At 71.5% G+C, this 17,021-nt stretch carries 3 protein-coding genes; 1 reads left to right on the top strand and 2 read right to left on the bottom strand.

Going from position 1 to position 17,021, the window contains the following annotated elements; translation table 11 throughout:
* Positions 1-37: 37 nt before the first annotated feature.
* Both I6J71_RS46640 and I6J71_RS46635 read right to left on the bottom strand, forming a co-directional pair.
* Positions 38-562, bottom strand: a complete 525-nt coding sequence (locus I6J71_RS46640) for a type VII secretion system-associated protein (RefSeq protein WP_204092708.1) — start codon at positions 560-562, stop codon at positions 38-40.
* A complete protein-coding gene (locus I6J71_RS46635; RefSeq protein WP_204092707.1) occupies positions 552-16,586 on the bottom strand; it encodes a hypothetical protein in 16,035 nt (5,344 codons plus the stop codon). The genes I6J71_RS46640 and I6J71_RS46635 overlap by 11 nt, the downstream gene beginning before the upstream one ends.
* Between I6J71_RS46635 and I6J71_RS46630 the strand changes: the two genes are divergently transcribed.
* Positions 16,534-17,016 carry a hypothetical protein gene (locus I6J71_RS46630; RefSeq protein WP_204092706.1) on the top strand — a complete coding sequence of 161 codons (483 nt, stop codon included), beginning with the start codon at positions 16,534-16,536 and terminating at the stop codon, positions 17,014-17,016. The two genes, I6J71_RS46635 and I6J71_RS46630, sit on opposite strands and share 53 nt — an antisense overlap.
* The last annotated feature ends 5 nt before the right edge of the window (positions 17,017-17,021 follow it).

Here is a 17,021-nt window from a genome sequence, read left to right as displayed (position 1 = left end):
TCGGACACGTGCCCGAGTGTGACACCCGATCAGGCACTCAGCCAGCCACGGCTTCGCGGATCGTGTCGCCCGGCAAGCGGGTGCAGCCGGGCGCACCGGGGTTGACCAGCACGTCGACGCCGGCGCGCGACTCGAGCAGCACGGGCAGATCGGCGACGGCCACGGGCAGCCACCCGGCCGCACGCACCCGTGTGCGGTGGGCCGGCGCGGTCGTGGCCAGCACACACGGGATGTTGTCCGGCGAGGGCGCCACGAGCGGCTCGTCGTCCACGTCCAGCGCGAGCGCCACGGTCGACTCACGAAGGATGGCCGCGAGCTGATCGGTGCCGGCCTCGCCGCGGGCGACCAGGCGCAACACGGCGTCGAGCGGGTCGGTCGGCGAACCCGGGCCCGACGGTTCGTACGCGGGGTTCGCCTCGAACCGGCCGACGGACCCGTCGTCGCGCGCCGGCCAGCCGCCGACGACCGCGGGCAGGGGTGGCGCCGGCACCTCGGCACCGTCCTCGGTGGCCGCGGGCCGCCAAGCCGGGTCGACGAGCAGCACCCACTGGTCATCCGCCATCGCCGTGGTCTCCTCTGCTCCGGGGTCCGGCTCCCGCTTCGGCGACCGACGCGAGGAAGGCGTCCTCGGCCTCCGTCACCTCGGTGCGCAGCTCGTCCTGCCGCTCTGCCTGTTCCTTCATGTGCTCGGCGTACTGCCGGATGTGCTCGGCGGTGCGCCACCGCTGCAGCCACGCCAGGTTGACGACACCGAACCGGCGCAGCACCCACAGCGTCTCGCGGGTCCGTGCGACCCGCCCTTCGAACGTACCCGGCGCGCCGCACCAGCCTTCGAGCGCGCCGCGCACAGCCTCGCGCAGCACGTCGAGCGGCAGCTGCTCCTCGGCGAACGCCCGCAGCGCCGTGGCGAGGTCGCGGGCGTAGGTCTCGAGGTCCGCTGTGCCGAACAGGCGGCGGAACTGCTCACGCAGCAGCGCCCGGCCGCCCTTCGCGGACAGCGCCGCGTCGAGCGCGCCGTGGCGGTCGAGGACCTCGACGGCGTCGGCGGCCTTGCCGGCACCCGTACCGTGCGCGACCTCCCTGGCGAGGTCCAGCAGCACGTCGGCCGCCGGGCCGGGCTTGGCGAGCAGCGTGTCGGAGACGCCGTGCAGCTGCAGCAGCGTGAACTCCTCTTCGAGTCCCACGGCCACGGCCTTCCCGGCGGGCGACAGCGTCGGCGGCGCCGGCGTGGCCGGCAGCGAGATCGTCACCCCGGCGGTCTCGCCCGGTCCGGCGGCGACCAGGTCGGCCGCCGCGTGTGGGGTGACGCCGACGGGTGTCAGCTCGGTCAACGCGGCCTGGATGCGGGCGACGAACCGCGCCCGCCCTTCGTCCGGTCCGCTCACCTCGACGCGCGGCGCGGGCAGGCCGTCAGCCATCCGTTCCACAGTGGACTCCGCGACCCATCGCGCGACGGTGTCGTCGAGCGGCAGGGTGGCTGGCTCGACGGTGTAGTCGGCCGCCGGGCCGGGTTGCGCGTTGAAGCGAACCGGCCGCCGCACGACGCCGTCGCGCCAGACGCCCTTGCCCGTCACGGTGAACCTCTCGCGGGCGGACTCCGGCAGCTCGACGTGCTGCCAGCGGCCGGCCACGAGCCGGCGGTCGAGCACGAACCGCGCGTCGCGCGGCGCCAGCTCCAGCACCGCCGTCCACAGCAGATCCGGCCGCTCGTGCCGGTGCACGCTCCTGGCCGCGGCCGTGAGGTCCAGCGCCGGCGTGCCGGAGCGGAACGGCCGGCGCAGCGCGCTCACGGCGTTGCCGAGCAGGGCCAACGTGCCGGCGCGGTCGTCGAGGCGAACCGGGCCGGCCGGCGGGTCCGGCCGGTACCACCAGTCGAGCTCGGCCGTGCGGACGAGCTCCTCGATCGTGCGGCGGTCGTCGGCGGTCACCGCGAGGTCGCCCGCAACCAGGTACGAGACGGCGGGATGGGTGTCGGCGACCGCGTCCGGCAGGTCGACCGGCTCGGCGGACACGGGCAGGTCGGCGCCGCGCGAACGCAGCTGCCGCGTGAAGTCGCCGGCCAAGGCGCCCCGCGCGAACACGAGCGTCGGCGGCCGTTCGGCGGCCTTCGTCGGCTCGCCGCTCCCGTCGACCGCGGCCGTGACGACCACAGTGGACTCGCCGCCGCGGTAGCCGTCGAACGGCGGCAGCGAATCCGTGTACGGCTTTCCATCCAGGCCCGGGAACACCACGGGTCGCGGTGGTTCGGAGCGCGGAGCGACGCGGAACTCCACGGCGTCGCCGTGCTCCGGGCGGAACGACACGGTGACCCCGACCGCCGGCCCGCCGGCCGCGCGGATCTTCACCGGCACGCGCGCCAGCAGGTCGCGGTCCCCCAGCATCCGGCGCAGGTGCGCCGCCAGCTTCCGCGCGGCTTCGCGGGCGTGCGCCCGTCCGTCCGGGCCCCTCCCCGTGACGTGGATCGGCGGCAACGGGGACCCGTTCTGCGCGGCCAGCGACCGCGCCAGGTCACGGGCGCCGTACTCAACCGGCGTGTCCACATCGGACACCAGGACGGAGTCCGGGCTGCGCAGAGTCGCCGCGTGGTGGACCTCGCCGAGCGTGTGGTGCACGCGGTCCGCGTCGACGTGCAGCAGGGCGCGCGCGGCCGGCGGCAGCTGAACGTCGTGCGGGTCGCCGGTGTAGGTGTGCCGGTCGGTCACCGTGCGCACGAGCGGTGCGAGGTCCGCGTCCGCGGCCAGGAACGACAACGCCGCGTGCCACACGAGGTCCGGGTCCGGGTGGCGGCGCACGGCCGGCTCGACCGCGGTCAGGTGCAAGTCGCCGTTGCGGCTGTACAGTCCGCGCACGAGCGTCTGCACCACGCGCTGGGTGAGCGCCAGCGTGTCGTCGCGGCCCAGTTGCGGCTGCGTCGCCTCGCCGGTGGGCGGCGGCTCGAACCAGCTGGCGTCGCTGTTCATGAGGACCGCCGCCATGCCCGGCAGCTGGTGTGCGTTCGCCAGGCCGATCCGCCGCGCGGTCTGGCTCAGCGCCTCGGGCCCGGTGCGGTACATGATCGAGTTGCGGTGCACGCGCCCGTGGGGAGTGGCGAAAAATGCTTGCGGCAGCAGCCGGGTGCCCTCGGGCAGCAGGTTCCGCTGGGTCTTGCCGTAGTTCTCGCGCTGCTGGTCGAGGTAGGCGCGCGCGAACGGGTGCCCCTTCGGCATCGCGAACGCGGAGTTGGTGATCCTCGGGCCTTGCCGGTGCGTCACGTAACCCTCGGGCGAGCGCGCCGCGGTGACGAGGTCGTCGAGGCCCTGCACCACGTTGTCGCCATCGGTGTAGAGCCCGCCGAAGCGGTGCATGAGCTCCATGCGCAGGATGTCGCTCGCCGCCGCGTAGCCCGGGCCGGCGCGACGGGCGGCCTCGGAGTTGTAGAACCCCTGCAGCAGCATCGGGTGCTCGCTGGTGAAGACCTCGTCGACGTTCACCAGGTGCACGTTGTGCTCCTGTGCCCAGGCGACGAAGTCGCGCACGTCCGCGAGCGGGTCCGGACCCTCGGCGGGGGGCGCCGTCGTTCGCGCGAGTTCGGTCTGCCGGCGCGGGACGTCGGTCCACAGCACCGACAGCACGTTGCCCGAGAAGCGCTGCGCCGCCGAGCCGAAGTTGGCGCGGAAGGTGTGCATCGTGCCGGCGTCGCGCAGCGGGCCGCCGAGCCAGATGGCGTGCATGAGCAGCGGTGTCTCGGTGACCTTCGGCAGCGGGTCGACCTCGCCCGGCGCCCACGTGGTGAGCTGGTGATCGGGGCGTTCCTGCTCGAGCGCGTACCCGGCCTCGTGCGGCAGGTTCGCCGGCGCCGTGGTCTCGGCGGTCGGGCGCTCGTCGGCGGTCAGGTCGAGCGTGTTGAGCAGCAGGACGCCCTGCGCCACGGTGAGGTTCCGGTAGTCGTGTCCGCGCAGGAAATCCGGCGGCTGCGGCGCGCGGAGCAGGCCGAACAGGTCCGGACCCAGCAGCGGCGCCGCATGGGACGGCGGCGTGCGGTCCGCGGCCGCCGTGTGCAGGTCCTGCACGAGCCGGCCGGCCGACTCGTACGGCGGGCCCTGCTCCGGCATGACCAGCTCGGGCAGGGCAGTCGCCACGAAGTACGCGTTGACCACCGCGGTGACGAGGTCGGGCTCCTGGTGCCCGCCGGCCAACGCGGCGAGTTCTTCCTGCGGCCGCCCGTCGATGGCCGCGTTGACGACCTCGGCGGCCAGCGCGAGCGTGGCGGCGCGGTCGCTGAGCGGGATCGGGCCGGGGCCGGGGACGGCCGGGGCGTACCGCCAGCCCTTGAGCAGCGCGTCGGTGAGCTCGGCGACCACGGCGTGCGCGTCGAGCGGGCGGCCGAGCGTCTCCCAGTGGCCGCCGCGGACGACGGCGGTGAAGGCGTCGTCGGTGGCGCCGAAGAGCGGGGCCGACGGCTCGTCCGCGGGGTCGCCGGGGTTGTTGCCGCGGTGGTTGGCCAGCACGGAGTCGGTGGCGGCGTGGACGATGGCCGGGCCGCCGTTCGCTTCGAGGGCGGCGTGGAAGTCGTGCGCGAGCCCACCCGCGGCGAGCCGGCGAGCGGCGCCGCACTGGAACAGCGTGACCGAGTCCGCGTCCGCGTCGGCGAATTCGGGCGAGGCCGTGACGATCTTCGCCAGCGTCTCGCCATCGACGTGGACCGCGCGCGGTGTGCCATCGGGACCGGGCACGAGGACCTGGGCGCGACCGTCCCCACCGTGCCCGGTGACGAGGAACGTGCGGCCCTGGGCCAGTTCGTTCGCCCACGGGGTGAGCACGCGGATCCCGCCCTCGCCGGGGCCGCGGCCGCGCAGGTCGGCGCTGTGCCCGGTGGCGAACGCGCGCAGCTCGTCCGGATCGGCCTCGACGAGGAGGTTCTCACCGGCGGTCTGCCGCAGCCAGGTCCGGACCTTGGCCGCCTCGGCGGGCGCGAGGAACGTCAGGCCCCGCGCGGCGCCGGTGTGGTCGGTCAGCACGGTGGTGGTCACCGCGCTCGTCGCGAAGTCGACCGTGACACCGGGTTCCCCGACGAGCTCGCCGGTCAGGCGCGTGTGATCGGCGTGCACGTCGAACGGCAGGTCGCCGAAGCCGAGGTGCGCCAGGTGCCGCGTGACGTCTGCGGTGAAGCGGTCCACGTGGTCGCCGGGCACGGTGACGCGCGGCGCCGGCTCACCGTCGAGGTGGTGCTCGGCGACCGTCTCGGCGTAGTGCGCGGCGTCGGCCCGCGGGCGGAGGGGCTCGCGCGCCGGGCCGGCGCTCCTCGCGGGGTTGAGCCGCGCGGGCCGGGAGAGTTCGCCGTCGTGCCAGGTGCCTTTGCCCGTCACGGTGATCACGCCGCGGGCCACCGGCACCCGCGTCCAGACCCCGGTGCCCGGATCGCGGCGGGTGTCGACCACGGTGTGCACCGCCACGCCTCGCTCGGCCAGCCGGGTCAGCACGGCGGAGTAGATCACGTCGGGCCGCTCGTGGCGGGCCACCAGGTCTTGCACGTCGATGAGCCGCAGCTCCCCCGTACTGGCGGCGATGTCCGCGAGCTGTCGCTCCACAGTGGACGCAAGTGCCCGCGTCGCTTCCGGGTCGGTCAGCGGGATCGGCCCGGCCGGCGACTCGCTGACGTGGGTGTCGGCCAAGGCGCGCACGAGGCCGACGAGCGCGTTGTCCTCCGGGCGGCCGCCAAACGTGCGGAAGTGCCCGCCGTCGGTGATCGCGGTGAACGCGCCGGTCGAGCCGAGTCCCTGGCCGAGTGTCGCGGTGCCGCGGCCGAACAGCGTCGGTTTCGTCGGTGCGTGCACCCGCACCGGACCGCCGAGCCCGGCGAGGGCGCGCTGGAAGTCTTGGGCGACGCCGCCGGATCCGTCGACCTGGCCGGTGCTGCACGCGATGAGCGTGACCGACGATTTCGGCCCGGCCTGCGCGAACGGCGCCGACCGCGCCACGATCCGTGCGAAGGTGTCCCCGTCGACGCGAACGGTGCGGCCGCCGAGCAGCGTCAGCTTCACCGACTGCGGCTTGCCGTGGGCGAAGACGAAGAACGAATCGCCGTCCCACGGCGCGGGGGACTTGCCGGCCCACTCGCCGAAGCGGCGGCGGCCGAGGTCCGGCCGGATGCCCTGTTCTCGGGCCTCGGCCACGGCCGGGTCGAGCGTCTTCGTAGTGACGCCCTCGTCGAGGCTGGTGACCTCGCCGGAGTTGCGGGCGAGCCAGTCGTGTTCCACAGCGGACGTGTTCTCCGCCGCGGGCAGGAACGACACGGCGACGACCTTGCCCGACGCGTCGGTGACCTGGCGCAGCTCGATCTCGGCGACGTCGAAGTCGTACGGGCGGTCGGCAGTGGTGTCCCAGCCGGAGATGGTCGGGGTTTCGGTGTCCGGTGCCTCGACGACGTCCCGCCGGGTCGACGTGCCCGCCTTGCTAGCGGGATCCACAGTGGACTCCAAGGTGGAGGTCGCCTGGCCGCGGTCGAACCGCGGGTCGAAGCGGGACTCGATCTTCGGCGTCGGCCACCGGTGCGTGGCGAGGCGCCAGTCGATCTCCTCCTTGGCCCGCCACCACTTCTGCCTGGCTTCGTCGGCCTTCTCGCGGGCTTCACGGACCTGCCGCAGCGAGTCGTCGCGCAGCGAGGCGAAGTCGGCGTGGTCGCGGCGGTGTTCGTCGAGCACGTTGGCGATCCGCGCCGCGCGGTCCTGCGCTCGCTGCCGGCGCTGCGCGAGCGCCGGCTGGTTGTCGCGGATGGCCTGCGCGCTCTGCCGGGCTCGCGCCGCCTGGTCAAGCAGGTGCTGCCGCTCCGGCGAGCCTGCCTCCGTGACCGTGGCCAGGATCAGCGACTGCTCGGCGACGTCCTGCAGCCGGGTGATCTCGGCGTTGCCCTCACGCAGCTCGCGGCCCGCGTTCTTCGCCTCGTTCTCCACGTCCGCGAGCGCCTGACGCAGCTCGCCGACCGGATCGGCGCTGGTCGGCACGCGGAGCCGGGCCGCGCTCGAGGTCAACGTCTTCACGCTGTCGCGCTCGTCGAGCCAGCGGTCGTCGGCGTCGCGCTGCGCCTGCTCGACGGCTTCCTCGGCCTCGCGCCACTTCGCCGCCGCCTCTTTGACCGCGTCCTGCGCCTGGGTGATGGCATCCGGCAACGCCTCGCCGAGCAGCTTTTCCAGGTCGGCGGCGGACAGGCGGACCACGGCCGACACCGGCACCTTGACCTCGACCGCCGCCGTGCGGCCCCCGCCGACGTCGGCGACCACGCGGTACTCGACGTCGAAACCGACGAGCCCACTGCGGCCCTTCGGCTTCGCCACGGTGGAGCGCTGCCCGCCCGCGACGCTCGCCGCCGGATCGCTCAGCGGAGCCGGGTTGCGCACGTCGGCACCCGTCCAGGAGTGCGAGAAGTCCTTTGGGTCGGTCACGCCGCCGACGCCCGGCTGGTACTGGTTCTCGCCGCTAAGCGTCTCCTTGGCCTCACCCGTGAACGTCGCGGTGTTCTGGTCCGAGCGCTCCAGCTTCACGCTGTCACTCAGGCCCGTGAGGTCCGGGCCGGTCAGCCGCGCGTACACCTTCACCGACCCGTGGCCGTTCTTGACCAACGACCCTTCGTGCAGGTCCGGCACGGTGAGTGGGCCGTCGAGCATGCGGGGCAGGTGCGCCTGCAGCACCTCGTTGGTCAGCGCCGTGCCGAGCGTGTTGCCGGCACCGGTGCCCGGGTCGGTGAGCCCGGTGCCCGCGCCCGCGAGCCGCAGCGCGCGGACGGCGCCGTCGCGCACGGCCGACGAGCCGCGCAGCCCCTCGGTGAGCGACGACGGTGGCAACGCGCCCGCGCCCCGCGCCTGCCACTCGGCGAGCTTCTCGGGCGTGCGGTCGGCGGCCGTGAGTTCACGGGTCTCCGCGCGGAATTCCTGGGGGGCGGTCCGGCCTTCGGTCTCGAGCTTGTGGTCGTCGGCCGCGGCGCGCACGGTCACGTTCGCGATCTGTTCGGTGACCGGGTAGCTCTTCCCGCCGCGCTGCACCACGAGCGCGAACTTCACCTCGTGGCGGAAGCGCACGGCCGGGCCGCTCTGCGAGGACTTGATCGCCGTGGTCGTGGCGACCGACGACACCGTCTGGTCCGTTTTGGCCTTCGAGCCCGAAAGGCCGAGCCGCAGGCCCTCGTACCCGCTGACGTCCGGGTCGTTGTCGCGGAACAGGCCGCGGCCCGCGCCCCGGAACTGGCCGCCGTAGGACGAACCGCGGCCGGAGTTCTGCTTGTCCGTCGTGGTCGCGTTCACGACGTGGTCGACTTCGCCGCCGTCGTTGACGAGACCGGCGAAGCCGGTCTTGGTGATCGTCGCCTTGAGCAGCACCTGGTAGGTGTCGGTGGACAGCACGCCTGCGTCGTGCAACAGCAGGGGTGCGCCGCCGTCGAGCGCACTGTCCACCAGGGAGGTGACGCTGTCGGGCGCGGCAAGGTCGAGCGTGCGCTGCAGGTTGGTCATGGAGTCGTCGAGCACCGACTTCGGCAAGAGCTTGCCGCCGGTGCGGCCGAGGTTGGCGCGGGCGTCTCGGATGAGCTGCGACAGGTCCGGCGCGTCTTCGACGACCGCGGCACCGAGTGCGCTGGAGCGACCGTCGACGAGCGCGGGCGGCGCAATCGTGGCCGGCGGGTCGGTCCGCGCGTCGACCTTCGGCAGCAGGCCCTGCTCACGGGCCTGGTCCTCGGTCATCCGCACGTACACCGCGCCCGGCAGCTTCACGTCGGCGCCGGCGCGTGAGGTCGAGCCGTTGACCACGCTCTCCTGGCGGCTCTCGGCGACCAGCCGCACGTCGGCGTCATACTGCACCAGCACGGTGCGGCCCTTCGCGTTCGCTCGGCTGACGTGGTCGACGCTCGCGCCGAGTTCCTTCGAGCCGCCCGACGTCCGCGTCCACGGGCTCCACTTGGCCGTGGTGAAGAGCTGCCCCTGGCCGTGCGCGTTGCTGCCGTCGGGACGGATGGTCACGCCGAGCTGCACATTGCCCTCGAGCGACTTCTTGTTCGACTGCTCGAACCCGGCCTTCGCGCCGCCGGCGAACGTCGTCTCGCTGCCGCCCGCGTCCGTCGCGGCGACGACCTTCGGGTTGCTGAGCGACACGTCCATGCCGAGCCCGCCGACGCGGTCGGCCACGCGGCGCTCGTAGCGGAAGCCGCCGGAGCGCGCGCCCTGGCGCAGGAACTTCGGCAGGCCACCGCGGAACGTCTCGGGCGAGAACATGCTGTCCACGCGCTTGCGGGCTTCGCCGCCGGGCAGGCCGAGCACGCCGTCGCCGCCGGCCGCGCGTTCGAGCTGGCGCAGGGCCGCGTCGCGCAGCGATTCAGTGCCGGTAAAGGCCTCGACGTGCAGGAAGTTCGGCGGTGCCGCCGGCTTGGTGGTCAGCAGGTCGTCGATGGCCGGGACAGTGCCGGTCAAGTTCTTCACTTCAGGGTTGCCCGGAAGGAAGTCCTTCGGGTCCTTCTTGAGCGCCGAGCCGTCGTTGACCCACAGGTCGACCTTGCCGGAGATCTTCGGCAGCGCCGGGTCACCCGTCTTGGCCACAGTGGACACCTTGGGCGTCACGCGGAACGGCGACCCCGGCGTGAGGCGCTTCACCCACGGGCGGTTGCGGGTGTAGCTGGTGATCTCGACCTCGAACTCGACGTCGTGCTCGAAGACCTGCGCATCGGGACTGCCGCTCGTGCCGAAGGTCGTCGTGACGGTGGGACCACCGGAGTTCTTCCAGGTGGTCGCGTTGCTGTACTGCACCGGCACGACCGCGGGGCTCACGCTCACCTGTGTGAGCGGCGACGCTGTCGGGATGACCATGCGGCCTTCGAGCCCGAGCGACCAGCTCCTGTCCACCGCCGTGGCGCTGGACATCGACGGGCTGGTGGCGACGGAGCCCTTCACCGAGCGCCCCGTGGCTTGACCGAGGTGGCGGCCCGGCGAGAGCTTCGCCTTCACCGTCACGCTGAGGTACTCGTCGGTGAACAACCCGCGGCGCTTGAGCTGCACCGAGACGCCCGGACCGAGCAGACTGTCCATCTTGGACTTCAGCGCGGCGGGCGACAACGCCGCTGTGAGCTTGCGCAGGTTCGCCAGCCGTTCGCCGACGTCGCGGCTCGAGTCCGTGCGCGCGTCGCGGCCGCTGGCCCAGGCGGGCAGGAACCTCGCCATGCCGGGCCGGTCACGCAGCGCGGTTTCGATCTGCGCCTGCACCTTCGCGGCCGGGCTGAACGAGCCCGCGCGCACGTGCCCCGCCGCGGCGGCCGCGGCCAGGTACGGCGGCTCGTGCCGCGTGCTGCCCGCGTCGCTGAGCTTCGGGCGGGTGCCGTCCGGCACCGGCAGGCCCTGGGCCTTCGCTTCGGGCAGGCCCAGGCGGACGTACGCGGTGGCCGCCACGGTTTCCTTCTCTCCGCTGGAGGTGACGACGTCGACGTCGACCTTCACCTTGTAGAGCCCGATGTCGCCCTTCGCCTCGACCGTGTTCTTCGTGGTGACGCTCGTCCCGGCCGTCGCGGTCTCCGTCACCTTCGACGACACGGACCCGGTGACACCGACGAGCCCGCCGACCTTGCGCGGCAGGTAGGCACCGCCACCGACCGTGACCGCGAGGTCCACTCCGGACTTGGACGACGCTGCTGTGCTGCCGCCATTGACCGCCGAATCGTTGAACCGCAGCTCGGAATCGCCCGGCACCACGCCGACGAGCTCGACGTCCTTCGGCCGCGCCCGCAGCTGCACGGCGTCGCGGTGGCTGCCGTGGGGGCTGAGCAGGTCGTTCGACACGACCGGGCCGCCCTGCAGCGCGGTGCCCAGCACGCCTCGGATGCCGCCGCCGCTGACGAACTCCCGCAGCGCCGTGCGCCCCGGCGCACCGAACTTCGTGACCGACGGGTGCAGCAGCTTGCTGACCTTGTCGAACAGCCCCTGCTCGTCGAGCAGCACCGCCTCGGGCGTGAGGAGCTCGATGTTCTCCGCCCACTCGGCCTTCGGGTTCGCGGGTGTCTTCACCTCGTGGGGCTCGAGGTTGCCCAGGTCCTGCGACAGCAACAGCGACATCTGCCCGTCCACAGTGGAGCCGGCGAGGCTGCCGTCCTGGTTGGTCACCGTGATCGAGTAGGTGACCTTGACGTCGGCCTCGTCCACGTCGCCGGCCGACCGGATCACGCGCTGCTCGGTCCCGGTCACCGTGGACGTGTGCACCTGCGCGGCGGTCGCGAGCTGCACCGTCGGTGCCACGGACACGTAGGCGCCCGGCGGGATCAAAGCGAAGTACGAAGTGCCGATCGTCTTGGCGACGGTGTCGTTGCTCGCCTGGGCGTGTGTGGCCTGGTTCTGGTCGTTGACGTCGCCGATCGTCGGGTGTGGCTGCGTCGTGATGCCATCGGCGGTCACCGCGCCCAAATCGAGGTTCGCCTTGACGTGCACCTCGTACCACTTCTCGCCGACCCGCACCATCGACCGGCGTCCCGGACCGAGGAACGACTCGAACCCGGGGCCCTCCAGCGTCCCGGTGATCGCGTCCAGGCCCGCGATCGCCGGCGGGTTCGCGCGCCGGTCCATGCCGTGGACCAGCCGGGTGATGGTGGTGCCGACGTCCTGGACGCCCTGATGACCGGTGACGACGAGGGCACCGAGGGCCTGGCCGTCGCGGGCGTATTCGGGGAGGCGCTGGGTGAGGGGGCGGGTGTCGGGCTCGGCTTTTTTGTCCGGGTCTTTCTCGCCGGAGTCCTTGTTGCCGGAGTCCTTGTCGCCGGAGCCCTTTTCCTCGTCGTCTTTCGAGCCGCCGTCCTTCGGATCGCCGTCCGTGTCTTCGGTCAGGACGGTGCGGTCCTGCTCCGCTTCCTCGTCCACGGCGTCGTCGAAGAGCTTCTTCAGCTCCTGGTATTTGGCCTCGTACTCGGTGCCGTACTCGAACCGGTGGCCGTTGTCGGTCGTGACGAGCGGGCCGTGCTGATGTGACTCCTTGAGCCCCGACAGGCCCGACTTGTCGCCGAACTTGACGACGTTGCCGTCCCGGACGAAGTGGCTGTCGGCGTAGTACGAGGAGAAGTCCGCCTGGTAGTACTGGTGGAACTCGGTGAAGAGGTTGCGCACGTCCTCCGCTCGCACCGGTTTGCCGCCGGGCCCGCCGACGTCGTGCGCGAGCTTGGTGACGAAGTCGTACGCGGCCTTCGCGTCGATACCGCCCATGCCGCGGAAGTAGAAGCCGAACGGGTCGGCGTCGACCATCGCTCGCGCGATACGGAAGTCGCGTTCGGACTTCCACAGGCCCTCGTGTCGGTTCAGCTGCTCGACCGCGCCGCGGTGCTCCGGTTCGTTGTGGTGCTGCTGCTGTCCGTCACCGAACTGGTTCTTGGAGTTCTGCTTCTCCATGTCGTGGAACAGGATCGCCTTGGCGAGCGCGTCGCGCGAGACGAACCGGCCGGCGTCCTGTTCGCCGCGGGTCAGGCGCAGGTACTGGTTGAGCACCATCTGCGCGTGCTCGCCGAAGGTGTTCGGCTTGGTCGCCTTGTCGTCGATGCGGTAGCGGTTGTGCTTGCCTGCCACCGCCACGACCTCGTCGAACTTGCGCCGGAGCGACTCGTGGTAATCGGGGTTCGGCCCGTCGAGTTCCCGCACGAGGTGGTCGAGGATCCGCTCGGCGCCCCGGTGGTCGTCGGGTTTGCCGAGCTCGTCGCCGATCACAGTGTCGAGCCCGGCGCCGATGCGCTGGTGGCGCTCGAACTCGCCCCGCGGGTGCAGTTGCAGGTGGCCCTTCTCGGTGAATTCGCTGTACTCGTTGTCGAACGTCTTCGAGCCGACCGCCTTGGTGGTGGGGTCGTAGGTGTTCTCACGTGTGTTGAAGTCGGCCTTCACGCGCTTCTCGTCCGTGGCGATGGCCGCGCCGATCTCCGCCTGGGTGGCGTGGTGGGGAACCTTCGCCATGAATTCGTCGACTTCGTGCTGGGAGACCGGGGTGAAGGTGATCCCCTTGACGGTGTCGGGGTTGAGCACCTGGCCCGCCTGGTCGGCGAGGTGCCGGCGCTGGGCCTCGGTCGTGAACTTCAGCACGGGGTCCGTGTCGAGACTCGCCCGCACCTTGGCCGCCGCGTTCGCCAGGCCGTTCTCGAACTCGTGCTGGAGCTGATCCCGGTGGAGGCCGACCAGGTTCTTCGTCGTCACGTCGCAGACGGCTTCCGGCAAGACGCCCTCGGAGAGCCGGCGCTTCACCGTCTCCCGGTCGAAGCCGAGCCCCGACTCCTGGGCGTGCTTCTCGAGATCGGCGTTCTTGAGCGCGCTGGCCACCTCGGCCGCGACCGCGTCGGCGCGGTTGCCGGCGAAGTAGTTCTTCCTCGCTCCGGCGTTGTTCTTGAAACCGTCCTCGATCGCGGGAGAGAACTTCGCGTCGGTGATGGTGAACTGGTCCTTCACCGCCTTCTCGACGGCGGTGGTCAGCCGTTCCCTGAAGCCGCCGGGGCCCTCGACACCGCGGTTCGCACCGATCGAGTCCAGAGTGGACTTGGTGACCTGCTCGGCGGTGTTCTTCGCGATGGCGTCGACCAGCTTCCGGTCGGCCATCACCTGACGCATCTTCTCGAGTGATTCGATCTTGGCTTCGGGGGACACGTACTTCGTCACCGGGTGCGTGTGCAGCGCCCGGAACTCTTTGTTGACGACGTCCTTGAGCGTGCCGCCGATGTTCTTCGCCGCGGTCACGACCGCGGTGCGCACGGTGTTCCCGTCCAGCGCCACCGTGTCCGGCCCGCGGTCGAGGTCCGCACCGAGCGTGTCCGCGATCCCGTCGGTGAGCTGTTTGATCACCGAACCGGACGGGCCGCGCGTGTTGAGGAAGACGTTCAGGTCCTGCTCGCGCTGCTCACGCGTACTCGGTTCGGCGTGTTTGCTCTTGCCGCCCTTGTCGGCCGGGATCGAGTAAGCCGCCGGGGCGGAGTAGGCGTCCTGCTTCGGCCCGCCCTTCAGCTCGAGGTGCGTGTGGTACAGCTCGGAAAGCTTCTTCGCGAGCGCGCGCAGGTTCTCGGGGTCGTTGCGGAAGTACTTGCGGTCCTCGCCCTTGTCCTTTGTCCACTCGAACCACGGGTCGTTGTCCTTGCCGAGCTCGTCGGATCGGAAGTTCGGCGGCAGCCCGAGCCGCGTGTGCAGGTCGGCGATGTCCTCGCGGCGCCCGGCCAGGTGCGGCAGTTCGTAGTTCTGGTTCGCGGAGTACGTGACGAGCGAGCCCTTGAGCGCGTTCTTCTGCATTTCCTCGAAGTGCCGGCCGCGCAGGCCGAACTGGTTCACGTCACCGGTCTGGTCCACGTTCATCGCGAGCGTGTTGTCCTGCGACAGCGCCTCGACCGTCGCTTCTTTGCTGACCTTGGTGAACGTGTCGATCGGCACGAGGAACGACCGCAGGACCGGCTGCATCCCCGGCTTGAGGTTCGGGTCCGTTTCGTACTTCGACGTCCACTGCACCGCGCGCATCGGGCGGCCACCGCCGACCCAGAAGATGCCGCCCTTGCTACCCGAGAACGGCGTGACTTTACCGTCGGGGTCCTGATGGACGTCCTTGTGCTCCGAGTCCGACTGTGCCGGGTTGAGCACGGCAGTGTACATCCGCACGTAGTGCTCGCCGCGGATCGTCTCGACCTCGAACTCGCCGCGGTGCAGAACCTTGCGCTTCTCCTTGTCGAACTGTTGTCCCCGCTTCACGTCCTTCTTGTCCAGCAGCGCGGTGGGCCCCGGGTAGCTGACCTTGGCGCGTCCGATGTGGACGTTTTCCTTCGTGCCGAGGTAGGTGTCATGTCCGTCCACAGTGGTCTTGACGACGTGCACCGGGCGGCCGGTCTCGGGCCCGTGGCTCGTCCAGGAGCCGTCGGGGTTGAGCACGTGCACGCGAACGCCGCCGGCGGCGGCGAGGGCGTCGGGGTCGGTTTGCGTGCGGGCTTTGTCGAGGTCGGCGGTGATGCGCGCATGCTCGCGGGGCGCGTCCTCCGAGATGCTGGCGCGCACCGCGAGGTGGAAGTTGCCGGGCCCGTGGGAGCCGACGTACACACCCTCCAGGCCGTGGGTACCGAGCAGCTCGTGCTGCGCCGGGCCGAAGACGTCGCGCGCGACGGTGGATCCCGGCTCGGCGGGGACGTCCTTGCCGTTGATCACGACCGACTGGTTCGGCGCCTCCTCCGGGGTGTGCAGGTTCGTCCGTGGCGAAGGATCCTGAGTGGACGGTGGTGGCCGGTACGGGCGGTTCGGTTTGGCGTCGGGGTCGCCGAGGTGATGGTCGTGGATGACGGCCTGGCGGGAGAGGTCCTCGATATTCGCCAGGTTGTCGTCGGTCAGCGACGAGTCGGTCCAGGCGTCGCGGCCCATGACGCCGATCTGGTCGGTGCGGTTGAACAGCAGCGTGGTGTTCCGGTAGCCCTCGCCGAGGCCGATGAAGTGCATGATCTCGTGGGTGAGACCCGTGGCGTTGTCGTTGACGTCCCAGTTGGTCTGGTCGGTCCGCGGCGTGCCCTTGTCCTTGGTGGAGTCGTGGATGTTGACCGGGACGCCGCGCGACGGGTCGGACGTCCAGCTGTCGTCGGCCGGATCGTTGGTGGCGTTGGCGTCGATCCGCACGTGGAGCTGGTCGCCGCCGGGCAGGGTGTAGTGCTGGTTGACGGTGTTGTCGAGGTGGTTCTGCAGGTCCTGCGCGAGCTTGTTGCGCGCGCTTACCGACACGGAACGCGTCGACGACGTGAGCTCGAGCAGCACGGTGAACTCCCGCACCCACACCCCCGGCGCCACCTCGAAGCGGCGCACGTCGTACCGGATGTGCGTCGCGGCGCCCTCGAGCCGGCCCCCCTTGAGCCCATCGCCGTCGAACTGCCGCGCGATCGTCTTCTTCGGGTCGAACCGCTCAAGCACCAACCGCGCCGACGGCGCCGTCTCGCGCCGGTTGCCCCACTCCTGCGGCCCGGGCAACCGCTTCGGCGACCGGCCCGGGTTCGCCCGGGCGTCGCGCCACCCGTCCGGCTTCGGCGGCGCGTGGGAGGCCGAGAACCGCCCCGGCGGCGGGCCGGTGGGGATCGGGTCGGTGCCGGTCGTGTGCTTGTCGAGGTGCTCGGTCGGGCGCCCGCGGCGTGTGTCGACCGGGGGTTTGGGAGCCGGGGTGGGCTCGGTGTTGATGCTGGTCTCGGGGTCGAGGTTCGTGGTGGTCTTGAGCTTGCGGCCGGGGAATTCAGCCGGCTGCCCGCGGCCGGTCTTGACCGTGCGTGAAAACGCCGGGGCGGGGCCGGTTTTGGTGCTGGTCTTGGGGCTGGGATTCGGGCCGGGATTCGTGGTGGCGTTGGTGTCGGGGTTCGTGCCAGTCCTCGTGTCGCTGGCCACCTCGGTGGGAATACCGGTCTTGACCGTGCGAGGCGGAGCTGGAACCGGGTCGGACTCGCTGCTGGTCTTCGGATCGGCCTTCGAGGCGGTCGCGGGGTCGATGGTGAGCTTCGGGTCGACGTTCGTGCCGGTCTTCGGGTCGCTGCTGGCGTCCGTGTTGCGCGCCGGTTGAGGGGTGACCTTAGTGTCGACGTTCGTCGCCGGAGTGGAGGTTGCCTTCGGGTTGGGGGCGGGCATCGGCTCCGTGCTGGGCGCGGGCGTCGGTGTGGTGTCGATCTTCGGTGCTGGTGTCGGGGTGGAGGTCGGCTTGGCGTCGGAGGTCGTCGCCGGGTCTGACTTCGCAGAGGTGTCGGCCTTCGTCCCGCTGGCGGTCTTCGGTGCCGGATTCGGCGAAGCGGTGTGGGTTGCCGACGCGGCTGTGGGCGAGACGATGGTGTTCGGCGCGGGCGGTATCGCGGCAGGAGTGTTGCGGGGAGTCACGGTCGGACCGTCGCCACTGGTGCTCGGGCTCGCCGAGATGTTCGCCCCAGGCCCCGACGTCGCCTTGACCCCACCCACGCTCCCCGCCACCGGCGGGGGCACCGACTTGGCGGGCGTCGGGCCGGCGGTGGCAGCAGGGACGTTGTTGGCGCCCGTATCAGTGTTCAAGGATGAGTTGGCGTTCTGATTTCC

Origin of the sequence: Amycolatopsis sp. FDAARGOS 1241 (assembly GCF_016889705.1) — a bacterium.
In the GTDB taxonomy this organism is placed as follows: domain Bacteria; phylum Actinomycetota; class Actinomycetes; order Mycobacteriales; family Pseudonocardiaceae; genus Amycolatopsis.
The sequence above is the reverse complement of the archived record's forward strand: the minus strand, read 5'-3'. Positions and strand labels throughout refer to the sequence as shown.